17 protein-coding genes and 1 pseudogene are annotated in these 24,278 nt (G+C 42.5%); 2 read left to right on the top strand and 16 right to left on the bottom strand.

All coding sequences use genetic code 11. The annotated features are described in order from the left end of the window. Positions 1 to 2 precede the first annotated feature (2 nt). The 11 genes and pseudogenes from D0T60_RS10500 to epsC form a co-directional block, all read right to left on the bottom strand. Positions 3 to 3,365, bottom strand: coding sequence for a DUF2723 domain-containing protein (locus tag D0T60_RS10500; protein ID WP_163218139.1), 3,363 nt, complete (start codon positions 3,363 to 3,365; stop codon positions 3 to 5). Positions 3,366 to 3,444: 79 nt separating this feature from the next. Further along, positions 3,445 to 4,425 carry a toxin-antitoxin system YwqK family antitoxin gene (locus D0T60_RS10495; protein WP_163218138.1) on the bottom strand — a complete coding sequence of 327 codons (981 nt, stop codon included), beginning with the start codon at positions 4,423 to 4,425 and terminating at the stop codon, positions 3,445 to 3,447. Positions 4,426 to 4,493: 68 nt separating this feature from the next. Beyond that, a complete protein-coding gene (locus D0T60_RS10490) occupies positions 4,494 to 5,267 on the bottom strand; it encodes a metal ABC transporter ATP-binding protein (RefSeq protein WP_163218137.1) in 774 nt (257 codons plus the stop codon). Positions 5,268 to 5,294: 27 nt separating this feature from the next. Beyond that, the gene (locus tag D0T60_RS10485; RefSeq protein ID WP_163218136.1) at positions 5,295 to 6,182 is read right to left on the bottom strand and encodes a metal ABC transporter solute-binding protein, Zn/Mn family; all 888 of its coding nucleotides are present in this window, start codon (positions 6,180 to 6,182) and stop codon (positions 5,295 to 5,297) included. Between the two features lie 8 nt (positions 6,183 to 6,190). Then, positions 6,191 to 6,850 (bottom strand): tRNA (5-methylaminomethyl-2-thiouridine)(34)-methyltransferase MnmD, encoded by a 660-nt coding sequence (gene mnmD, locus D0T60_RS10480; RefSeq protein WP_163218135.1) that lies wholly within the window; start codon positions 6,848 to 6,850, stop codon positions 6,191 to 6,193. 2 nt (positions 6,851 to 6,852) lie between these two features. Continuing rightward, a complete protein-coding gene (locus D0T60_RS10475) occupies positions 6,853 to 7,320 on the bottom strand; it encodes a YqaA family protein (protein ID WP_163218134.1) in 468 nt (155 codons plus the stop codon). Further along, entirely contained in the window at positions 7,305 to 8,303 is a 999-nt protein-coding gene (locus tag D0T60_RS10470; RefSeq protein WP_163218133.1) for a hypothetical protein, read from the bottom strand. Before D0T60_RS10470 ends, D0T60_RS10475 begins: the two co-directional genes overlap by 16 nt. A 2-nt stretch (positions 8,304 to 8,305) precedes the next feature. Then, entirely contained in the window at positions 8,306 to 9,580 is a 1,275-nt protein-coding gene (gene purD / locus D0T60_RS10465; protein WP_163218201.1) for a phosphoribosylamine--glycine ligase, read from the bottom strand. Positions 9,581 to 9,694: 114 nt separating this feature from the next. Then, positions 9,695 to 11,854 carry a S9 family peptidase gene (locus D0T60_RS10460; RefSeq protein ID WP_239059541.1) on the bottom strand — a complete coding sequence of 720 codons (2,160 nt, stop codon included), beginning with the start codon at positions 11,852 to 11,854 and terminating at the stop codon, positions 9,695 to 9,697. Between the two features lie 55 nt (positions 11,855 to 11,909). Further along, positions 11,910 to 13,064, bottom strand: a pseudogene (locus D0T60_RS10455) (class I SAM-dependent RNA methyltransferase); the annotation flags it as partial. 26 nt (positions 13,065 to 13,090) lie between these two features. Further along, entirely contained in the window at positions 13,091 to 13,981 is an 891-nt protein-coding gene (epsC, locus tag D0T60_RS10450; RefSeq protein WP_163218131.1) for a serine O-acetyltransferase EpsC, read from the bottom strand. A 441-nt stretch (positions 13,982 to 14,422) separates the two neighbouring features. On the opposite strand from epsC, the gene D0T60_RS10445 reads away from it, so the two are divergent. Together D0T60_RS10445 and nrdG are read left to right on the top strand one after the other, a co-directional pair. Beyond that, positions 14,423 to 16,633 carry an anaerobic ribonucleoside triphosphate reductase gene (locus D0T60_RS10445; protein WP_163218130.1) on the top strand — a complete coding sequence of 737 codons (2,211 nt, stop codon included), beginning with the start codon at positions 14,423 to 14,425 and terminating at the stop codon, positions 16,631 to 16,633. After that, positions 16,633 to 17,190: an anaerobic ribonucleoside-triphosphate reductase activating protein gene (nrdG, locus tag D0T60_RS10440; protein WP_163218129.1), complete on the top strand. Its 558-nt coding sequence runs from the start codon at positions 16,633 to 16,635 to the stop codon at positions 17,188 to 17,190. Before D0T60_RS10445 ends, nrdG begins: the two co-directional genes overlap by 1 nt. Here nrdG and D0T60_RS10435 read toward each other — a convergent pair. The 5 genes from D0T60_RS10435 to D0T60_RS10415 all read right to left on the bottom strand — a co-directional run bounded on the left by D0T60_RS10435 (position 17,089) and on the right by D0T60_RS10415 (position 24,275). Next, the gene (locus D0T60_RS10435; protein ID WP_163218128.1) at positions 17,089 to 17,967 is read right to left on the bottom strand and encodes a DUF4249 domain-containing protein; all 879 of its coding nucleotides are present in this window, start codon (positions 17,965 to 17,967) and stop codon (positions 17,089 to 17,091) included. The two genes, nrdG and D0T60_RS10435, sit on opposite strands and share 102 nt — an antisense overlap. 12 nt (positions 17,968 to 17,979) lie before the next feature. Further along, the gene (locus tag D0T60_RS10430) at positions 17,980 to 20,055 is read right to left on the bottom strand and encodes a TonB-dependent siderophore receptor (RefSeq protein ID WP_163218127.1); all 2,076 of its coding nucleotides are present in this window, start codon (positions 20,053 to 20,055) and stop codon (positions 17,980 to 17,982) included. 82 nt (positions 20,056 to 20,137) lie between these two features. Continuing rightward, positions 20,138 to 21,343 carry a hypothetical protein gene (locus D0T60_RS10425; protein WP_163218126.1) on the bottom strand — a complete coding sequence of 402 codons (1,206 nt, stop codon included), beginning with the start codon at positions 21,341 to 21,343 and terminating at the stop codon, positions 20,138 to 20,140. Between the two features lie 159 nt (positions 21,344 to 21,502). Next, on the bottom strand, positions 21,503 to 23,164 hold the full coding sequence (locus D0T60_RS10420) for an alkaline phosphatase (RefSeq protein ID WP_163218125.1): 1,662 nt from the start codon (positions 23,162 to 23,164) through the stop codon (positions 21,503 to 21,505). 415 nt (positions 23,165 to 23,579) lie between these two features. Next, complete coding sequence (locus D0T60_RS10415; RefSeq protein ID WP_163218124.1) at positions 23,580 to 24,275, bottom strand: ComF family protein; 696 nt, start codon at positions 24,273 to 24,275, stop codon at positions 23,580 to 23,582. Positions 24,276 to 24,278: the final 3 nt, after the last annotated feature.

Here is a 24,278-nt window from a genome sequence, read left to right as displayed (position 1 = left end):
TATTAAATGTTTTTCATTCGAGCCACGTATGTCTTGTATATTTCATCAAATTGGCTGCTGTAATGGGCGGCCTTTTCTGATTTGTTTTTCTCCAGGATACGTACTGCTTCATCCAATAAAGAGAAATGAGTCATTACTTCTCTGGCCGATATATACAGTTGAGAATCGTTCATGCTAAGATACCATGTTGTATATTCCAAAGAGTTATTGGCCATTGCATCAATGATACGATCTCCTTCTTCCTGCTTGCCTAATTTATAATAAGCTTCTGCCAGGGTGAATGCGCCATTCTGGAATTCATAAGGCACATTGAATGCAGGAATCATCTTTTCGCAATACTCAAGAGCGGTCAATGCTTTCTCCTTCTTACCTTCTTTCAACAGTTGGTCGATAAGCTGAGCAAAGATCCGGCGATGTGTATAGCACATTCTCATCACGTTCTCGTCAATATAGATACCTTCTTTCTCGATACCGCCAAATTTGAATTTATTCATCAGGTTATCATACATCTTCTCTGTGTCGATAGAAGCATTTAACTGTTTGGCATTGAACGGAGTGAAACGATAGGCAAGACCTTCTTGTACAAAGTGATCTCCCATGTTCAATTGATTGTCTGAACCTACAGTGATAGCCATATACAAAGGACGTTCCCAGTTGGCATGACAAAGCATTTCGAGCATTATTAATTCACTCTTATAAAGATTACGTTTACCCTTTAATGAGATGTGCATGTAGTCGGGAATTGAATCGCCCAATGCTTCCGGTATCTTCATTCCTGAGCGACGTACGGCTTCTTTATCAATCTTCATCACAATACTGTCGGTTGGGATGAAGTGGAATTCTTTGCTGTCCGAACGTATCCACTTGTTCAGGATATTCTCAAGCTCGTAAGGGTTTTCGCCAAATACCTCGCGTATGTTGAAGTTGGTTTGGGAGCCCGAAATTTTTCCATCGTTCGCCTCTGCTTCTGCATAGAGTGCATCAATCTGTTTCATCATTTCAGGACGAATCGAAATATACTCATTGTTTCCTTCGGTATATTCTATACGATTCCAGGTGATAGGAAGAGATGGTGAATCATAAGCCGGACGTTTCATCTGGTCGATATACCAATCGGTTTGCAAATAGCTTAGGTTACAGGTACGGGCATCTGTACGGAACTCTTCGGTTTCTTGATTGTACCACAGCGGGAATGTATCATTATCACCATTAGTAAAGATGATCGGATTACCGCTTTCTTGTAATGACATCAGATAGTTCTGACCAAAGTCGCGACAAACATAACGGCCGCTTCTATCATGATCATCCCACGTCTGACTAACCATTTGAATGGGAATGCACAAGCAAGCTATTGTAGTAAGTATGGCCGCTTGCGTTTCTCTCATATTCAGACGTTTCTGGAGTGCATGGGCTATACCTGCTACTCCCATACCAATCCAAATGGCAAATGCATAGAAAGAACCTGCATAAGCATAGTCGCGTTCGCGAACCTGCAGAGGAGATTGATTTAGATAGAGAATGATAGCAAGCCCCGTCATAAAGAACAGGAAGAAGACTACCCAGAACTGCTGAACGCCTTTCCTATCGCGGTTAGCCTGCCAAAGCAATCCGATGATTCCCAACAAAAGAGGAAGTCCGTAAAATACATTGCGACCTTTGTTCTCTTTTAAAGATTGGGGTAATAAGTCCTGATTTCCTACCAGAACATTATCAATAAATTTAATTCCGGTGATCCAGTTACCATGCTCTATTTCTCCTTGTCCTTGTATATCATTCTGGCGTCCTACAAAGTTCCACATAAAGTAGCGCCAATACATAAAGTTGAGTTGATAGGAGAAGAAGAATTTAATGTTTTCCCATTGGGTTGGCACAGTCACCTTCACAGTTTCGCCACATTGGTCATAAAGCACTTCGTGTCCTTGTATATTGGCCCATGCTTTGTATTGTTCAATGTGAGGCGTTTGCTGGCTGTACATACGGGGGAAGAGCATGTTCTGAGCATATTCATACTCCAGGCGTCCGGGCATTTTGATGTACAAGTCTTTTTCGTCGGGAGATGTTTTCTCTTTGCGTACGTATTTATCCGGTGTTTCTACCTGACGGGGAACACAGTATTTGCCTTCCACATCCAGCGCTACTTTTGAAGCATACGTTTGTCCGTAGAACAGCGGACGAGTACCATATTGCTCACGTCCCAAATATTCGCCCAGTGTGAAGATATCTTCGGGTGAATTTTGATCCATCGGAGTGTTGGCAGTGGAACGAATCACAATTAAAGCATACGAGGAATAACCAATCATGATCGTAAGAATACAAAGCATAGATGTATTAAGCGTACGTGCACTGATTTGGTATTTCGTATTTATATTCTTTGCAAACAAATAAATGGCCAATACGCCTAATACCACACCGCCAATTATGAGGCTGCTTGTGCCATGCCCGTAGAAAGGAATACCAAGCAAGGCAAGGGTGAGCAGGAAAGAGATATTCATTCGGGCGCGACTGCCTTGTGTGTAACTTTCATAGATTCCCCAGATAATTACGGCAGAGATTGTAATGATGTAAACAATGACTCCCGAATTAAAGGAGAGTCCCAGTGTATTGACAAAGAAGAGCTCAAACCATCCACCTACTTTTACTACTCCCGGCACGATACCGTAAAGCACAACGGCAACCAGTATTCCCGAACCGGCGAGTGCTAAAAGACTTCCTTTTAAGTCGGCATCCGGATTCTTTTTGTAGTAATATACCAACACGATGGCAGGCAAACAAAGCAGGTTCAGCAGATGGACACCGATACTTAACCCTGTTAGATAGGCAATTAAGATGATCCAACGATCGGAATGAGGTTCATTCGCCACATTCTCCCATTTAAGTATCAACCAGAATACAAGGGCAGTGAAGAGAGAAGAGTAAGCATATACTTCGCCTTCTACGGCACTAAACCAGAATGTATCACTGAAAGTATAGGCCAATGCACCTACCAATCCCGAACCCATGATGATAACCAGTTGTCCGGTTGTCATTTCTTCTTCGGCACCTTTCTTCACCACCAGTTTTCTTACTAAGTGGGTAATACTCCAAAAGAGGAAAAGTATACAAGCGGCACTCATCAAAGCACTCATGGTGTTTACCATGCGGGCTACTAAAGTAGGGTCGTTTGTAAAGAGTGTGAAGAAATTGGCTGTAAGCATAAAGAAGGGTGCTCCGGGCGGGTGACCTACTTCCAATTTATAGGCTGATGTGATAAACTCTCCGCAATCCCAGAAACTCGCTGTAGGCTCAATGGTCATGCAGTAAACTACCGCTGCAATGGCAAATGCAAACCACCCCATAAGGTTGTTTACGGTTTTGTACTGTCTCATTAACTTATAGTGCTTTAATTGTTAACATGTTACACGGGCGCAAAGATACTATTTTAATTAAAAATATGTTTGCTGTTTCTTACTTATAAGTAGTAGATTTCTTTTTTACTCCATTTTCGTAATCACCGTCTTCTCTTACACTTCCGTCCTCATTATAATAGGCATACTTTCCGTTTCTCCTGCCATTGGTATAATTAAAGAGAGACTTTATTTTTCCGTTTGTTTTATAAAAGAATTCTTTTTTCGGGCCATCCAGCTTGTCGTTTTTGTAAGTTTCAATATCGCTTACAGTACCATCAGTAAAGAATTTCTTGAATTCACCATTCTTTTTACCGTCTTTATATGTGATTTCTTTTTCAGGAAGTCCTTCTTGTTTATTGTATATCCAAACCCCGTTTTCCTTTCCTTGTTTGTATGTGCCTTTCTTCTTAACTACCCCCGATTCGTATGTTTCCGTATAAGATCCATCCAGCAACCCCTCGGAATATTTGCTTTCTATTGTATACATTCCGCGATTACTGCTGATAACTTGCATTTGTTTGCCATGTTTCTTTCCATCAACGAAATTCATATCAGTTACAAGATCGCCGGTTTCGTAATCATATCTACGCTCAACACCATGCTCAAGTCCCTCTTTGTATCCTTTCTCTCCTTCGGTTTTACCATCGCTATAATAAGTTTTCCATATACCATCCGGTTTTCCATCAACATACTTCTTTTCTGCTTTTACTGATGTTCCGTCAGAGTTAAATTCTTTAAATACTCCATGTTTGCGTCCTTCTTTGTAAGTACCTTCTTCGCTTAACTTATTATACTTGAAATGTTGATAAGTACCGTTGTAAAGACCTTGTCCAAATTCGGCAAGAATATATTCGGAGCGTCTTCCGTCTATTATACGTTGCGTACCTTCAATTGGAATATCTTCGTCGACTGAACGAAATAACAATCTTCCGTCTCCCAGGTTTATTACAGAGATGTTCTCTACTTTATACTCTGTTTGAGAATATACACTTGAGATGCAAAAGCTTAAGATAGCTACAATAATCAATGATTTGTTCATAATACTTTTTAGTGTGTTGGTTTTATTAATATGTTTCTTAGTTTTATCTTGTTTCAAACGGCGTGGTCTTAATGCCTATGTTCCCCCAATACCCTATGCGGAATCGTGCCATGCCCCAATACTTCAATTGGGCAATGAAAGTTCTTCTCCAACCATTCCCCACTGATACCCGTATCGGGATGATAATCTAATGTTTCATTTACACAGGCAATGGACTTAACATTCTGCAGAACAGTACCAATGTCATGGCTTACCAAAATGATGGCGCAATCTTGATTGATTTCCGCAAGGAGTTCATACAAACGCGCTTCGAACTGCTTATCAATATAAGTACTGGGTTCATCGAGGATAACGATTTGTGGATCTGACACAATAGCCCTTCCTAATAAAGCCCGTTGTAGTTGGCCTCCGCTCAGTTGTCCGATGGCTCGTTTTCCCAAACCTTCCAACCCCATTCGGGCAATCACTTGCTGTACTTTGTCTTTTTGTTCTTTGGTAAAACGACTCATCAGCGATTTGCGGGAACTAAGTCCGGACAAAATAACCTCTTCTACTGAAATAGGGAATTTCTTATCTACACTGCTATATTGTGGCAGATATCCCATCTTAACAGTATGGGCTTCTTTCCCGTTCTGATAGAAGTGTATATGTCCGTTGCTCTGCTTCAGCAAACCAAGAATTACTTTGATTAATGTGGTTTTTCCTCCACCGTTAGGACCGATAATACCCAGAAAGTCCCGATCGTAGATGGTGAGATCTACATCGCGAAGAACTGTCTTGCCATCATAGCCGGCGGATATCTTCTCTAAAGTAATGAGAGCTTGTGTATCTTGTTTATGCATTTTGTATAGTAGTGTTTGATAGGCAATCTATCTTCCTTCTCCCTCTCTTTTGGAGAGGGCCGGGGAGAGGCTTCTTGCTGTATGTATCATCTCCTCCTCCCAATCATAAGCAAGCGGATTGATGGGTACAATCTGGGTATTTGTTTGTTGAGCAATGATTTCCGCATTGCGTTTATCAAATTCGGGTTGTACAAAAACTACTCTTACGTTTTTGGCTTTACAATGTTCAATCAAGTTTTTAAGATGTCCGGGCGAAGGCTCTTTGCCTTCTTCTTCGATGGAGATTTGCTCTAAACCATAATCGCGTGCAAAGTAGGAGAGTGCCGGATGGTATATCATGAAAGCACTGTCGGCATCTGCCGTTAATATAGAAGAGAGAATGCTATCGGTATGTAATATGCGTTGATTAATAGAATCATAACGTGCCAGATAATAAGACTCGTTCTCTCTATCCAGTGTACACAAAGCTTTATAAATATTGCTTGTAATGACTTGAGCATTCGCAGCAGAGTTCCAAATATGAGGTTCCACACCACCGGGATGATAATGATCGCCATGCGTATGACCTTCTCCATAGATAAGATCAATTCCTTTGGAGGTATCGAACACCGAAATGTGAGGTGCATTCTTTAATAACCTGTCCATCCATGTTTGTTCGAAGCCGATGTGTCCGATACGAAAATACGCTTCACTCTCTCCCAATGATACAAGTTGTTGAGGGGTGGGGTCGTAAGTCTCGGGACTGCTTCCTTTGGGCACCATGCTGATAACCTTGAATTTATCTCCGGCAATGGCTTCTGTGAAATAACGTTGTGGCTCTATGGTGACGGTAATTACTCGTTCCCCCTGCTTCTTTCCGGGGTTTCCGGCACAGGCGGTTACTAATAATAGGAGTATGAATAATTGGGTTTTCATATATGTGGTTAAGATTTATTTTTTACGGCTCTCAATATCTCACGCTTTCCGTTGGGGGGGCCTGCTAACCGTTCTACGGTAAATCCGGCTTGCTGCAACATTCGGCGAACGATACCTTTGGCACAGTAGGTGGTTAATATGCCCTCTGTGTTCATAATAACGTATAAATGTTTAAATAGTTCTTCGTTCCATATCTCCGGTTGCTTTTCGGGGGCAAAAGCATCAAAGTAGATAACATCAAAGCCTTTCAAAGTACCGTCTTGTGGTAGAAGAGTAAAATCTGTTTTCTTTTTAGTAAGCGTAAATGTAGGAGTAAGCTTGGTTTCCTGCTCCCAGGGAGATACGTGTATTTGTTGAAACAGTGTGCTGTCGCTGTACTCCAGGCAACGAACTGTTTCCCAATCTAAGGGATATAATTCAAGGCCGGTGTAGTGCACTTCCTTTCCACTTTGTTCGGCTTCGGTAAGTGTGAGGAAAGCATTTAATCCGGTTCCCAGCCCAATCTCTAATATACGAATAGGGTTGGCAGAGGAATGTTTCATCCCCATATCGATGAATATATGTTGCGATTCCGTACGGGCACCTTTCACGCTGTGGTAGTGCTCGTTGAGTTCCGGTACAAATAAGGTGGAACTGCCGTCGGCTGTATGTTCAACGATTCGTTTCATGATTATATCGAAGAAAAAATTCCTAATGCTGCCATAGCTACTAATATGTATCGGAGCAGTTTACCTACAAACATGCTTACGGATACTATATATACATTGCTTCGCAAAAAGCCAAGTGCCACAGCTATCAATGTTCCTATAATCGGGAGGAATGCAAAGAATGCCATGAAGGCGCTTCTGCCGTTCAGGTAAGCTTGCATGCGTTCTATCTTTTCCCGCTTCATGTGGAAGTATTTTTCGAGCCACGTCATTTTGCCGAGGTGTCCCAGCCAATAACACGTAAGGCTACCGAGTAAATTGCCGAAGGATGCGGATATGATAACCAAAGTTGGGCTTAGTCCTGTGCTTGGGTGTACCAACGCCACCAACACGGCTTCGGAACTAAACGGCACGGCACTTCCGGCCAGTAAAGCAGAAAGGAACATGCCTACATATCCCCATTCAATCAGAAAATTTATAAAAGCGTCCATACATTAAAACCAAATAAAGTAACAAGGCAAATAAGACAAGCAATGAAAAATATATTCGAGGCTTTGTTACCTGTCAATGCCATCATGTGGCCAATGAGGATACTAACTCCGATCATTAATAAAGAAAGCAAGTCCATAAAATGAATGGGTTGCAACAAGATGAAACAGAACACGCAGAAGTCCAGCAATATAAGAAAGTGCAGGTAGCTTCGGGTTCGTATTTTATCTTTATATCCACTTACAAAAATATGAATGGCACTTGCGGCAAATAGAATAAAACAGTATCCGAGAGTTGCCAATTCCCAAGGTTCCAGCAATTCTATTTGTATAGGGTGAAAAGTTATTAGCTCGATAAAAGGGCGATAGAAGTTATCTATTTCGCCAAAGAAATAAGAATGGCCTAAGAAGAACCAATAGGGGATGCTCCAACCAATAAGGGAGGCCAGAAAGCTTCGGAATGTAAGTGCCTTGAAATTAAAGGCTCCAATCCAAAGAATAGGTGCAAATAATAAAATCTTGGGAAAGGCTAAACTGCCGATACTTAGAAATATGAAAGAATGAAAAAGAGCATGGGCAGGTTGGGGGCTTTGATACCCTCCGAATAAATAGTAAACGGAAAGAAGCATTGCAATGGATGCGGCATCTCCCGAATAAAGACGGTGTATAGCAGGGCATGCAGCAATAAGCAATAAATAAATAGCTGTTTGTATAGATGCCCGAACGCGTATAATAGCGAACGTGTTATTTAGAGATATCAGAAAGTAACCAATGGCCAGATGCAGCGTATAGCTGATTAACTGGCTGGTCCAGGTTGGCATTGATTCCGTAGAAATAATTTTCAGGAAAGTATATGTATTTGCCCTTTCGGGAAGATCGGAGATAAGGAAAAAGCTAACCACCCAGCATACGATGGTTATAAGGATAACCACAGGAAGGGTGAACCTGCCTGTGGTTGCTTTATTCTGTAGATATTTACCTCTCACTTTTATAAATCGAATCCGATGTCGCGACGGAAGTATTTATTCTCGAAACTGATGATATTAGCTACTTTATAGCTTTGAGCCAGCGCCTCTTCTTTATTTTCGCCATAAGAGCACACGGCAATTACGCGACCTCCATCGGTAACTGTTTGTCCGTCTTTCTTGGTTGTTCCGGCATGGAAAAGAATACTGTCCGACTTTTCGGCCAGGTTGAATCCTGTAATCGGGAATCCTTTTTCGTAAGCTTCCGGATAACCGCCACTTACCATCATTACACAGGCGGCTGTGCGCGGATCTATTTCAAGTGTTCTGCTATCAAGATCTTCGTTCCAGATGCCTTCGAGCAGTTCTACCAAGTCGCTTTGAATGCGCAACATAACGCTTTCTGTTTCAGGATCGCCCATGCGAACGTTGTATTCAACGACCAAGGGTTCGCCATCCATATTGAAAAGCCCCAGAAAGATAAAGCCTTTATATGCAATTTCTTCTTCCTGCAATCCTCGGATGGTTGGTTCGATGATGCGGGTGCGTACTTTCTCCATAAATGCTTCGTCTGCGAAAGGCACGGGGGTTACACTACCCATACCACCGGTGTTTAATCCGGTATCACCCTCACCAATGCGTTTGTAGTCTTTGGCTACAGGTAGTACTTTGTAGCTTTTGCCATCTGTAAGCACAAAAACAGAACATTCTATGCCTTTGATAAATTCTTCGATAACCACTGTGGCGCTTGCCTGTCCGAACATGCCGCTTAACATGGCGTTTAGTTCGAACTTAGCATCTTCCAGGGTAGGGAGAATCAATACTCCTTTTCCGGCACACAAGCCATCGGCTTTCAGTACGTATGGTGCTTTCAGGGTTTCGAGGAAGGCGATTCCTTCTTCTAAGTTTTCTTTGGTTACACTCTTGTAGCGAGCGGTTGGGATATCATAGCGTTGCATAAACTCTTTGGCGAATTCCTTGCTTCCCTCTAATTGGGCTCCTTTCATAGAAGGACCAATAATAGCGATGTGGCGCGTAGTGATATCTTCTGTGAAGAAATCATATATACCCTTTACCAACGGATCTTCGGGTCCAACAACAATCATGTCTATACCTTTTTCGAGGGCGAATGTTTTAATGGCCTCAAAGTCTGTGGCTTTGATGTTTACGTTTTCTCCTACCAATTCCGTTCCGGCATTACCCGGAGCAATATACAGCTTTTCTACTTTGGGGCTTTGGGCGATTTTCCATGCCATGGCATGTTCGCGTCCTCCCGAACCTAATAGCAGAAGCCTCACCCCCTTCCCCTCTCCGGAAGAGAGGGGAGATTTGGCGTTAGATTTGACTGATGTGTTCATCTTTTCTGTTTCTTTTATAGTTTATTATTTTCTTCTATTGCTTATGATAAAGAGCTATCTTCCTTCTCCCTCTCCTTTGGAGAGGGTTGGGGAGAGGCTAAGTTTTTCTTCAAAATATCTTGTTATTTTCTCATGCAAATGAACGCGATCTCTACCTGCCACATTGTGTTTATGGTTGGGGTAGATAAATAAATCCGGATAGGTACGCGCATCGATACAAGCCTTCATGAAAGAAAGTGCGTGCTGAGGCACACAAGTGTCGTCATGATCATCATGAATAATCAGTAGATGCCCTTTCAGGTTTCCGGCCAGATTATTCAGGTTGGTTTCTTTGTATCCTTCGGGGTTAGCCTGCGGAGTATCCATATATCTTTCTCCATACATTATTTCGTAGTAGTTCCAGTCGATAACCGGACCACCGGCAACTCCTACCTTAAATAGGTTGGGATATCTAAGTAGTAAAGCAGTAGTCATGTGTCCTCCGAAGCTCCATCCGTGTACCCCGATGCGGTTTCCGTCTACATAAGGAAGAGATTGAAGGAACTCAGCTCCTTTTACCTGGTCTTTTCCTTCCTCGATGCCTAAACGACGGAAGGTGCAGTTTTCGAATTCCAATCCGCGGTTACTGCTTCCACGGTTGTCTAATGTAAAGATGATGTAGCCTTTATTAGCCATGTAAAGATCCCATCCGCGGGCACCGTTTTGAAACCCATTGTTGAGCATTTGGGCGTGTGGACCTCCATACACATATACAATGGCCGGATACTTCTTGGTTGGATCGAAGTTTGCCGGTTTAACTATACGATAGTATAAGTCGGTGGTTTCGTCGGCAGCTTTAATGGTTCCCACCTCGATAGAAGGCATTTCGTAATTTTCGAAAGGATCTTTGGCAGTTAACAGATTGATGCTTTTATTCTTTTGAATATCTATAATATCAATGCAACGAGACGTTTGGGGAGAGGAGTAACGATCGATGATGTAATTGCCGGAAGCACTTAATGTAGCTTGGTGAACCCCTTCGGCATTTCCTATCGGGGTGCGTTTGCCGGATGTTACATTCACACGGAAGACGTTGGTTTGCAAAGGAGAGTTTTCCGTACTTGCTATAACGACTTCTTTTTTCTTCTCGTTGAAGCCAAGTATATCTTGTACCAACCAGTTTCCCGAGGTGATTTGTTTCAGCTCTTTTCCTTCTGTATTATAAAGGTACAAATGGTTGTAGCCATCTTTTTGGCTCTGATAAATGAATTTTGTATGATCCCAAGGCAAAAAGATGATGGGGTGTTGAGGCTCCACATATTTGGGATGCGTTTCTTCGAACAGCGTTTTTACCAGCTTACCTGTTTCTGCACTGTACTGGCAAAGTTTGGCGTGGTTCTGGTTGCGGTTTACTTCAATCAGGTAGATGCTCTTTTCATCGGGTGCCCAACTGATGTTGGTAAAAAAGCGGTCGGTAGGGTCGCCGGCATCCAGATAAATTGTTTTTTGGTTTTCCGGGTTATATACCCCCACGGTTACTTTATGACTGGGCATACCCGCCATTGGGTAACGTATATTGTTAACGGTACCTATTCTTTGGGTGATGTCTACCAAAGGATATTGAGTAACCATCGATTCGTCCATACGATAGAAAGCCAACAGATTTCCTTTGGGGCTCCAGAATGTGCCTTTGCTGATGCCAAACTCATTACGATGTACAGGCTGTCCGCAAACCACACCTTCGGGCTCGTTGGTTACCTCTGTTTGGTCTACATACAGATTGTTATTAATGGTATAAGCTGTATGCTTGCTTTGAAGGTTGAAATCGAGATTGGCGGCTCTTTCTTTTCTTGCAAAAGTCTGATCCAGCGCATGCTTCTCGAAATCGTAAATAACATATCCTTTTGCCTGACCGATAAGTATTTTCTTCTCTCCCGGCCAGGGTAGTTGTACTGTGTAGAGATGAGGCAGCTTATTCTCCAATGCTTCATTCACTTGCCGGCGGGTGAGCAAGAGCGTTTCTTTTCCGGTTTTCGGGTTCACACTGAAAAGGCTGTCAATTCCGGGTTTGATGCATACATCTCCCCACCATTGCAGACCGTAGATGTTTTCGGCAAAGCGAAATTTAGATCCTCCGGGAATTAATTCTTCTAATGTTGGCTGTTGTTTTTGTGCCATAACGTTGATGCTTGTCAGCAAAACCATGCATAAGGTTAGTCTTAAAATTCTCTTCATAGATATTGGGTTAATTACGTTTAGTCCTTTCTTTACGGTGGAAAGGTTTTTCGTTTTCTTCTTTCTTAAAGGTTTTATATTTTCCGTCGAACAATTCGTATTTACGGTATTCGCACTCCAACGCACCGTTATACAACGGAATCTTTGCGCTTGGTTTTAGTGCAATTTGCTCGAAACACTCTTCGCGGTAACTCAATATCCAGGCATCGTTTCCGGTAAAGGCGTGTTTCAATCTTTCTCCAATCATCTGATATAATCCTAACAAGTCTCTTGTAGAGATACGTTCTCCGTAAGGAGGATTGGTAATCATGATTGATTTTTTCTGCGGTTTCTCAAATTGCTGGAAAGGCTGTAGCTTAAGGATTACATCTTTAGATACTCCTGCGGCTTTTATATTATGAATGGCAATTTCGTTGGCCTTGGGGTTATTATCGTAACCATATATTTTGTGGGTGAACTCTTTCTCCTGGCTATCGTCATTGTAGATAGAATCGAATAAATCCTGATCGAAGTCTACCCATTTCTCGAAAGCAAATTCCTTGCGGAATACTCCGGGAGCAATGTTGCGGGCTATTAAAGCAGCCTCGATGGGTATTGTACCCGAACCGCACATGGGGTCTATCAAATCGCATTCTCCTTTCCAACCGGATAATAGAATCATTCCGGCGGCTAATACTTCATTCAATGGAGCCTCAACAGCTTCTTGGCGATAGCCGCGGCGATGAAGAGATTCGCCCGAAGAATCGAGAGATAGTGTGCAAGTGGTGTGCGCAATGTGAATGTTGAGCAATACATCCGGTTTGCTGATTCGTACAGACGGACGCTTGCCGTTTAAATCGCGGAAGTAATCTACAATAGCATCTTTTACTTTATAAGAAACAAACTTGGAATGACGGAACTCATCGCTGAATACAACAGCATCCACAGCAAAAGTTTTGTCGATGTCCAGAATCTCTTCCCAACGAACGGCTTTTACTTGTTCGTACACTTCGTCTGCATTCTTTGCTTCGAAATGTTTAATGGGTTTAAGTATACGAATAGCGGTACGAAGACAAAAGTTGGCTTTGTACATCATGGCTTTATCTCCCGAAAAAGATACCATACGTCGTCCAATCTGTACCTCATCGGCTCCTAATGCGGTTAATTCTGTTGCTAAAGTTTCTTCCAGACCTTGGAAGGTCTTAGCGATCATTTCAAATTGTTTGCTCATGTAAGTTAATTATGATATATGTGCAGTTATTTTCGTTGTACAATGCGTGCTCCGGGAGGCACGTCTTCCGTTACCCAGATATTGCCGCCTACGGTAGCGCCTTTCCCTATAACGATTCTTCCCAGGATGGTGGCATTGGAATAGATAATCACATCGTCTTCCAGAATAGGGTGGCGAATAATTCCTTTGATTGGCTTTCCGTCCTCGTCCAAAGGAAAACTCTTAGCACCCAGCGTAACCCCTTGATACAGTTTTACGTTGTTGCCAATGATGGTTGTTGCGCCAATCACTACCCCTGTGCCGTGGTCGATTGTGAAATAAGAACCAATTTGCGCTCCGGGGTGGATGTCTATTCCGGTTTCGCTATGAGCCATTTCTGTGATAATGCGGGGGATTAGCGGTACATCTTGTACCAATAATTCGTGGGCAATGCGGTAATTAGTAATGGCACGAATGGCGGGATAGCAGCAAATTACTTCTCCGTAGCTCTGTGCGGCAGGGTCGCCTTTGTATGCCGCTTCCACGTCTGTGGCAAGAATACGCCGCATTCCGGGGAGTTTGGCAACAAATTCGGTTGCTATTTGGGTAGCCCTTTCGCGTTTAGTTTGGGTTGAGTCAAAACATTCGTCTTCTACATTAAAGCAAAGTCCGGCAAGAATCTGGTCGGTTAATAAATTGAATAACTTTTCAATGTTTACTCCAATGTGATAATGAATAGTTTGACTGTTTATGGTGGAATTTCCGTAATAACCGGGAAAGAGAATAGCTCGTGCAAGTTCAATGATTTCACGTAAAACCGGTGCCGAGGGTAGTGGCTCTCCGTCTTTATGTTGGTGAAACAGTCCTTTGTATGATTCGCTGTCCGAAAGCTCATCGACTGCCTGTGTCAGAATGTGAGTGAAATTGAATGGCATCATCTACTCGTTGAAAATGTGATAATGAGGCAAAGATAAGGAATTATTGCAGCATTTAGCAGGTTTTTTCTGTAGAAACTGCGAAAAAGATAGGATAGGTAGTTTCAAGTAATTTGAATGCCGGTTGCTTTTGCCCCAAATGCCAGTTGCATTTATGCGAAATGCCGGTTGCATTTTTTAAGGTTGATAACCCCTTTACTACCAGGCGGTTCTGTATTCTTTGGCTATTCCTTTAATTTTACATTTATTTTATTGGCTTAAAATAGAAACATTTCTGAAATAGAAAAGTTTTTCGAGTGTAACTTTTGAAAAGTTTTCCACTTTGAAAAATAAATATTTGATAGTCAGTGGCTTTACAAATATTAACGACATAAAAGTTATCCGTTTGAACAATTGTATGCTCTATCATGTTTATCTTTGCAGCGTATTTAACTAAATAAACTCATGATACAAACAGTTATCAAAAGAGACGGCCGTGTGGTCGGTTTTAACGAAGATAAAATAGCTACAGCTATTCGTAAAGCCATGCTTCATACCGAAAAGGGAGAAGATAGGCAGTTGATTAACGAAATAACCGATCATATTTCTTTTCAAGGAGAGTCTCAGATGACAGTAGAGGCTATTCAGGATGCTGTAGAAGTAGCGCTGATGAATAGTAGCCGGAAGGATGTTGCCAAGAAGTACATTGCCTACCGAAATCAGCGAAGCGTGGCCCGCAAAGCAAAAACAAGAGATATGTTTTTGGAGATTATCGAAATAAAATCCAATGATATAACTCGGGAGAATGCAAATATGAATGCAGATACTCCGGCAGGTATGATGATGAAATTCTCCAGCGAAACCACCAAACCTTTTGTAGATGACTATTTGTTGAGCGAGGAAGTGAAAGATGCCGTAGCCGGAAACTATCTTCATATTCATGATAAAGACTATTACCCTACCAAGAGTTTAACATGTGTTCAGCATCCGCTGGATCGTATTCTTCAGCATGGTTTTTCGGCTGGTCATGGCGAGTCTCGTCCGGCTAAGCGAATTGAAACAGCCAGTATTCTGGGCTGTATCTCTTTGGAAACTGCTCAGAACGAAATGCATGGCGGACAGTCTATTCCGGCTTTCGATTTCTATCTGGCTCCTTATGTGCGCAGCAGCTACATCGAGGAGGTGAAGGTTTTGGAAGAACTGAACGGGCAAGACTATTCGCATCTTTATAATGTGGAGATTCGCGACTATATTACGCTGTCTCTTGATGGACTTACAGGAGATAAACGATTGGTTCAGCATGCTGTCAATAAAACAGTGTCTCGTGTACATCAATCGATGGAGGCATTTATTCATAATATGAATACCATTCATTCCAGAGGAGGGAATCAGGTAGTGTTCAGTTCTATCAATTATGGAACAGATACTTCGGCCGAAGGTAGATGCGTGATTCGCGAATTATTGCGGAGTACGTACAGAGGCGTAGGCAATGGCGAAACAGCTATTTTCCCCATCCAGATCTGGAAGAAGAAAAGAGGAGTAAGCTACTTACCCGAAGATCGTAATTATGATCTTTACCAGTTGGCGGCTAAAGTGTCTGCCCGTCGTTTCTTTCCTAACTTCCTGAATTTGGATGCTGCATTCAATCAGCACGAAGAATGGAATGCTAATGATCCTTTGCGCTATAATCATGAGGTAGCAACTATGGGCTGCCGTACCCGTGTATTTGAGAATCGTTTTGGACAGAAAACATCTATCGGTCGCGGAAATATATCATTCTCCACCATCAATATTGTACGATTGGCTTTGGAGTGCAAAGAAATAGCTGATAAAGACGAGCGTATTGCCCGCTTCTTTGCCAAACTCGATCACATGTTGGAAGTCACCGCCCGTCAGTTGCACGAGCGTTTCGAATTCCAAAAAACGGCTTATGCCAAACAATTTCCTTTGCTTATGACTGCTTTGTGGAAAGGAAGCGACAAGCTGAAAGCACACGATACCATTGCCCCGGTTATTAACCAGGGAACTTTAGGTATAGGTTTTATTGGCTTGGCAGAATGTTTGGTGGCTCTTATCGGAAAACATCATGGCGAAGATGCAGAAGCCCAGGAGTTGGGTCTGAAGGTGGTGGCTTATATGAACGATCGTGTAAGTCAATTCTCCGAAAGCTATCAGCATAATTACAGTGTATTGGCTACTCCCGCCGAAGGACTCTCCGGTAAGTTTACCGCTAGAGACAGAAAGCAATATGGCGCATTGCCGGGAATTACCGACCGCGATTATTACACCAATTCTAACCATGTGCCTGTGTACTATAAATGCAGTGCCCGTAAGAAAGCGGAGATAGAAGCCCCTTATCATGATCTTACCCGTGGTGGGCATATCTTCTATGTAGAGATTGATGGAGATGCCACTCATAATCCGGAAGCCATTATGCAAGTAGTAGATATGATGGATAAGTATAATATTGGCTATGGTTCTGTAAATCACAACCGTAATCGTTGTTTAGACTGCGGGTATGAGAATGCCGTTTCCGATTTGGAGGAATGTCCTAACTGTCAGAGTCGGAACTTAGATAAGTTGCAGCGTATTACCGGTTATCTGGTAGGAACAACCAACCGTTGGAACAAAGCGAAATTATCAGAACTTAATGATCGTGTTATCCATAACTCCTAATGAAACTCTCTATTCTCGATATTATTGAAGATACTACAGTAGACGGTCCGGGCTTCCGGACTTCTATTTATGCCGCAGGTTGCAGTCACCATTGTCCGGAATGTCATAACCCGGAGTCGTGGGACTTTAACCAAGGCATGTCTCTATCCACCGATGAGCTGTTAGAAAAGGTGCTTGCCGATGAATTTGCCAATGTAACCTTTAGCGGAGGCGATCCGCTCTTTCAGCCGGAAGGGTTTACGGAGTTGGCCCGCAAGATTAAATCCCGCACCCGGAAAACAATCTGGTGCTATACCGGCTTCCGGTTTGAATTTATCCTAAATAACACAAGACTATCTGCCTTACTACCTTATATCGATGTATTGGTAGATGGACGCTATGACCATAAAAACCGCAATGAATCTCTCTTATTTAGAGGCAGCAGCAATCAACGATTGATTGATGTGCAGGCTTCGCTAAGGAAAGGAGAGGTGGTGTGCTTGGGAGGGGATGTATATGCAATCCTGCCCATACCCACCCCAGAAGCCAATCCCTCCTCCCTTTATATTACCTTTTAAGCTACTATTGGCCGGAAATAAAGGGTTCAGCGCATTCATAATCTCATTTTGCCAGGAGTTCCAAAAGTTGAATCCCTCTTCGGTCATGGTACGTAGTTTCACCCGGATTTGATCTCCATCTGTGAAGTAAGCCTGGAAGTTTGTTTCCGGGTATACGGTGATGCCGCGGGTAATTTTGAATACTACCTGAGAAGAAGAGAAGCTATCGTCGGAGAGATTTCCATATAATGCCGGAATGAATATGTTGTCGTGATTTTCCAGCAAGGTGGCTACCTGGTAATAGTTGGTTTCGCCGATAGGGTCTGTAAAGCGAATGGTTAGGTGTCCGGTAGTGTCGTTCGGATGTTCTTTAATATATTCCACACTTTCTATAGGCACAGATGCGGGGATGGTGGTTTGGGCTGTGAACTCCTTATTCTGATACTTAACAGTAAGGTGGTATTGACCTCCGGTTTCTCCGATTATTTTCTCGCCTGTGTAAACGTATGGTGGTAGGTGCTGTAAGTCTGATTTTAGGCGTAAGGTGTCTTTCTCTGTACCGTCGGAAACGATAACCATGGCCGACCGGATTACGTACTTCAGGTAATTGGACGAATCTACCTCCTCGGTGAGCGGTGCGCTGTGAGAAAGAATAACTCTGGCAACATCTCCCTGTTCAATCCAACCTTCGATAACTATTTTGGAGTCGACAGGGATGTCGGAGTATTTTCCTCGCTGACAAGCCGACAGGGAGAGAAGAATCCAACAAAGGATAGCTGCTGTATAGGTTGATTTCATGAGGCTTGGGTGTTAGAATTTGAACCGCCAGCTAACCGACGGAAGAATGGTATATAGTTTCTTATAGCGGGCACGGGGCTTAATCTGATTGCCGGTTTCGCTTGTCTCAACATCTAAAACTACATAGATGGGGTTAACTACTCCAAGGGCGTTGTAGATGGAAAAGTTCAGTACGCTCTCCTTCTGCTCTGTTTTCTTTAGAAAGTAATCGAAGGAGATATCGGTACGAATATAATCGGGCATTTTAGCATTGTGATAGTCTCCGTATTCTTTTACCGGGTTGTTGTTGATAAAATACCAGGAGGTAGGAATGGTAAATCGACTACCCGACGCAAATACTTGTGTAAGAGCAGCATTCCATTTAGGGGAGAGGCGATAACTTGCTACGGCCGATAAATTATGTCGACGGTCGAATTTAGAAGGAAAAGTTCTGTTCTCGTTTATCTCACTGAATGTTCTGTCGGAACGGCTCAGGGTGTAACTGATCCAACCGGAGAGGCGACCTGTTTTTCTTACCATACACTCAAGTCCGTAGGATTTTCCTTTCCCGGTATATATATCATCGTCGAAACTGCCTATTTCATTGAATTGAAGCACGTTGAAAGGGTATTCGATTAACCGGTTCAGTTGGTAATAGAAGAGGTTCGCACTTACTTCGATATTGTAAAGTGGTTTGTAAACAGAACCGATGGAGAAATGGTGTCCCTGCTGAGCCGGTATATCTCCCGAAGAAGCAATCCAGAAATCGGTAGGAAAGCCTACGCTGGAAGTGGTAATAAGGTTGATATACTGATGTTTGCAGGCATAAGCAACGTAACTGTTGAAGCTCGTATTCGGAGCATAATGCAAACTGATTCGTGGCTCTATATGAGTGAAAGAGTTCTTCTTTTTTGAAGCATGCGTGCTATGATAGTAGTTGAACTTTATCCCCATTTCGGCACGAAGCTTGGAGGTGAGTTGAGGTTGCCCCTGCAAGAACAGGGAGAGTAAGGAGGCATCTACCCGGTTGTCCGGTTGCGGAATATTTTCTGTAAACTGATTGGCAAAGATCTTTTGGGGCGATACCCGGTATCCGGAAAACTGCATACCTGTTTGCAAAGGAATCCTTAATAGTTCGAACTCAAAGGTATTGTTTGCACCCCAGTCTTTGATGTCTGATTGAACATCCAAGTTAATGGTTGCCTGATTGATAAACAGCTTATTATCATATTGCGAGAAGTAAACGGCTTGTTTAAAGTTTCGTTGAGCATCTATCTCCCAATTCCAGGTGGCAGATGCAGTAAGGTTAGTCCACTTCATGGAGCCATCGAGCAAGCTTTCTTTCTCTTTCATCCCAAAGCGGTCTTTGCTGAAAAAGGCATTCACCTGTACTTGGTGTTTTGGAGCAGGTTTGGTTAATAGGCTGACGTTAACGTCGGAGAAATTGTAAGTCAGATCGCTGATTTCATCTTCGTCGGAAGTCATAGATTCGATGATGGGCATCAATACCTGATCTACATACGTTTGCCTACCGGAGAGGTAGAGAGCTGTTTTCTTTCCGATGGGTATTTCGGTATGAAGCTGAGAGGCTAATAACCCAATGTTTCCGCTGATAGAAAAGGCCTCCGGAAGCTGGTTGTTGGATATTGCTTTCAGGGTGGCTCCCAACTTACTACTGTATTGGGCGTTCGTGCCTGTTTTATCGAACTCTACCCGCTTGGCATGATCTGTATTGAAGAAAGGGAAAATGCCTAAAAGGTGCGAGGTGCCGTAAATAGGTGCCTCGTCGAAGAGTATTAAGTTGTGTCCGGGGTCGGTACCGCGAACGTAGAGGTGTCCGTTGCTCTCTCCGGAGTTTTGTACTCCCGGCATTAATTGGAGTACTTTAATAATGTCCGGGGTACCCAGTAGGGAAGGTACTTGGTGGAGGTTGTCGGTGGTAAGGTTGATTTTTCCTCCCTCGGTGGTGCGTATCAGGTTTTTGGAACGGGCGATGACGACGGTTTCTTCGAGCAGTTGTATTAGTGTGTCGTTTTCTGCCACTCCTTGCGCAACGCAATAGATAGACGGAAAGATAAAGAAGCAGAGTAGGAATATTTTTTTCAGCATTTTACGAAAAAACTGTTCACGCACAATTAACTTATGCAGGAACAGTTTTATTATTTAAAAGATAAGTATGTGTCTTTTTTTTTTAGTTTCTTTCAGCTTCAACAGGTGCAACCTCATCATCGTCGAGTGCTATACCAAAAAGCTCTTCCAATTTATCCATAACAGAATTGAATCCTTGGAAATAGGCTTCGGCTTCAACCAGTGTGTTGTCGTTGAACTTTAGATAAGCAGTATAGTCATAAGTACCTTCACCTTTCCAAACAAGGTCGGCTATTGTAGTATTGCTTGCTTTGTCAACTAAAGTTGTAGGCATATACTTGTTGTAGATATCTGCCATTTTATCCCCAGAAACAGTATTATAGTCTCCCAACTTGTCTATCTCTTCTCTAAACTTTTTTAAGTCACTATCGAAAGTGAATTCTAAGTTAGTTAATAGGGTAGCAACCATCTTCAATTTGCCTTTCAAGCGATCTCCGTTTTCGAGTGCTGTGTCCAGATCGATATCTGAATCGGCTACTATCGAAATCATCTTTTTGTTATTGTAGGTAACAGAAAACTCAGCTTTTCTTGCAGCAGCTTTATCAAATGTAGTTTTCATTTGATAGTTGTCTAAATTAGCAGTAACTGTGGTTTTTGCAGGAACAGGCTTGTTGTTTTTGTATTCGGATGTAAGAGCAATGTTTCCTACTTTCTTGTTTCCTATGTAAAATGTACCATTGGCAGAAGTTGGCAAGTAGAATTCTTTACCATCAATTTCTGCAATAATGTTGCTTTCTATAGCAGAAATTACTAATGATGCATTGTTTGTTTCGCTGTCTTTGGTAGGGAAGATAAGTTTAAGTTCCGAGGTAGATTCTTCTTTTTCCCAGTCGCCATATCCCCAGTCTAATTCAGGATTCCAAGTGTAAACACCATACAGGGTGCTGTATGTAAGTAAGTCTTCTACTGCACGCGATGGATGTATTGGGAAATCCGGAATTGCTGGCTCCTCTTTTGTGCCACCTTCTTCATCATCTTTATCATTGCTAAAAGGCGACGAAATATTTAATAATGCCGACAAGCTTTCAAAAGCATCTATAGATTCTGAATCTTTAAGGTTGCTTGCCATTTCCAGAAACTCATTAGTCTGTTCTTCCAGTTTCTTTTTTTGGTCTTCAGGGCTAAGTTCCGAGTAAGGAAGACCTGTGTACCCATTTCCATTACCGTTTCCATTGTTATCATCATCACTACTACACCCTGCAAACAGGAATCCAACAGACAAAGCTGCGATAAATAAGATTTTTTTCATAATCATGTTTTTATTAAGTTTTGAATAGTGAATGCAAAGGTAGTTAATAAACTGAAAATAAAAAAAGAAAAGATAAAAGATGAAAGCAAGTAACAGTTTAACCAATTGATAATCTATTGGTTAGTAGTATTTTTTGCTTTCACCTTTCAATATTGTGAGTTAGAACTTGTTTTTCAGCTCTTTAGGCAAGTAAAATGTATCATTCCTCTTTATATAAACTGTTACAGAGCCTAATTCAATCTCTTTTTTATTCAAATAAGCTACCGATTTAAAGGCGGGTATCTCCAGCTTCTTCTTTCCTTTTTTAATAATTAAAACAGGGAAGTCGGGGTCGCTTTTGTCGATACTGTATTTCAATCCTTCGAATACATCGGTATGCTTGGCGAAAATCTCTTGGGTTAGCTCAGGCAATCTTTTTTCTAATCCAAGTGCATCTGATAGATAGTGATTGATTTCAACATTCGTATTCATTCCTGTAGGGATGTCTCCTTGGGGGTGATAGGCGGCCAGGAATACCTCTTCGCCAGTATGTCCGCCGGTGGTAAAGCCGAAGTAGGTACGTTTGTTCATGAATTCTACCAGTTTGGCAATCATGTTTTTGCCGTCGCTTACCTTCATGTAGTTTTGGGGCTTGTAGTTTTCCGATTCAATCAGTTGTTTTAACTCCTCGTCGGTAATATCAATGTTGGTATACTCTTTGATAACCTTTTTAAAGTTCTCGGGCTTTTCTTTTAATAAGATTCTCTCCATGCCTTCGGCTGTGCGTTTGTATTTAGATACGTTGGCAAATAACTGGTGGATGGATGCTTTATCATAGCTGGGCAGGTCGCGGCGACCGATAGTGAATCCGCTGTTTCCATGATCGGGTAGGATGATGACGGTGGTGTTACCATCTTTCTTGGCAAACTCCATGACAGAAGCTACTGCCTTGTCGAAAGCAAGGAATTCGGTGATGCAACCCACGGCGTCGTTGGCATGTGCCACCCAGTCTACCTTGCTTCCTTCTACCATCAGGAAGAATCCGTTTTCGTTTTTCGAGAGCAGGTTAAGAGCTTTCTCCGTCATCTCTTGCAGAGACGGGATTTCGCTTTTATCGTGGTCGATGTCGTAAGGCATTTGGTTGTCGCACCACAGCGACCATACTTTCCCTTCGTTATGCCGACGAAAGGCGTTAATGTCGTTGGCATAATAAGCTATGTTCTTGTTTTGGAAATGCTGTTTGATGTCGTCGGTAATGATGCTTACTCCACCTCCAAACATAACGTCGAGGTTTTGATGAGCCATTTGCGGCGCAATCTGTTTGTATTTTCCACGGTTGTAGTGATGGGCGGCGCAATCGGCAGGAGTGGCATGGGGAAACTCTACGGTAACCACCAGTCCTGTTGCTTTATTTTTTTCGATGCGTGCAGCCTCCAATATCGTAGCTAAAGGTTGATAAGCCATTTCGGGGTCTACGGTCACCAAGTCTTTTTCCGGATCGGCCGGTGGGTAGATGGCAACGTTGCCTGTTTGTTGTGGCATCCCCGTCATATAAGCCGAGGTGGTAGGAGCAGAATCGCCAATAGGGGCATTCGAAGAGAAGGTTTTTACTGTTCCGCAAAAATACGGATCGATAGCCAGGTTTTCTCCACCCAGTTTGTTGTAGATTTGATACCAACGGGCGGCAGAAACAACACCCATAGATGTTCCATCGGGAATCATCACAATTACATTCTTAGTGGGGGTAACGCTTTTCCTGTAAGCATTCCCATTGTACGTCTGCGCATAGATAGTGCAGAAACATACAAGTGCCAATATGGATAATATTATTTTTTGTTTCATGTTTCAAAGGTACACAAAATACGGTTATATCCTTCATGAAAAAGGATTCTTATTTCCCCATTAGCAGCAAAAACCCGGAAGTGTAAATTGAATGCAAACTGATTGAAGATTGAATTCAAAATCATGGTTTTCTTAAATAGATAAATCATAGAAAAATGGTGAGGTTTGTTTCTGTTCTGCCTGTCGGAATAAGTTTATAAAAAGCTAAAACAAGAAAAGAAACGATATATCATTGCCGGATAAAAGGATACAAAAACGCGATGAAACAAAAATGGCAAACGCTATAGCGACCTTATAACAATATATAATACTGATGATGTAGTAGTAATATCTGCTGTAGAAAAAGAATAAATAATCTGTGTTAATCTGCGAAACCTGTGGTGAACTCTTTTTACCTGTTGAACCCCAAGACCCCCTAATCCCTCGCCAGCCCCACTCCCAGCACACTAACCCTCACCCCACTCACCTCATTGAACACCTCCGCACACGCTTCCATCGTCGCCCCCGTCGTCAACACATCATCCACCAGCAATACATGCTTACCTTGAAAACCATCCGGATCAATTAACCTGAATATCCCCTCCACATTCTCCCAGCGAGCCATCCTCGATTTCCGCGTTTGCGTATCCGTATCTTTCTCACGGACAACAGAAACGGTATCCATCGGAATCCCCGTTATATTACTGATCCCTTTCGCTATCCATTCACTCTGGTTGTACCCTCGTTTCTTTTTCTTCCGGGAGTGCAGAGGAATAGGAATAACGACATCAATGGAATGGAAAAAGTCACCGGACGACTGAATCTCGGTGGCTAATACTCTTCCTATGGCTTCGCCGATTTCTTTGTAGCCCTTATACTTTAGTTGATGTAATAATTGGTTATACTCACTTCCCTTTTGATAAAAGAAAAAGGCAGTGGCTCGTTGAATGGGAATCCTTCCCCAGAACATTTTCTCTACATAATTGTCTTTATAAAGGTGGTAGTTGGTGCGAGGTAAGCCCATATTACACTTCAAACACATATATTCTTCACTCTCACTAAGTGGTCGGTTGCATACGATGCAGCAAGGTGGAAAGAAAAGTGTAAAGAATGCATGTATCCATTTTTTCATGCG

Source organism: Bacteroides sp. 224 (genome assembly GCF_010500995.1).
In the GTDB taxonomy this organism is placed as follows: Bacteria; Bacteroidota; Bacteroidia; order Bacteroidales; family Bacteroidaceae; genus Bacteroides.
This window is presented reverse-complemented; position numbering and strand designations above follow the sequence as displayed.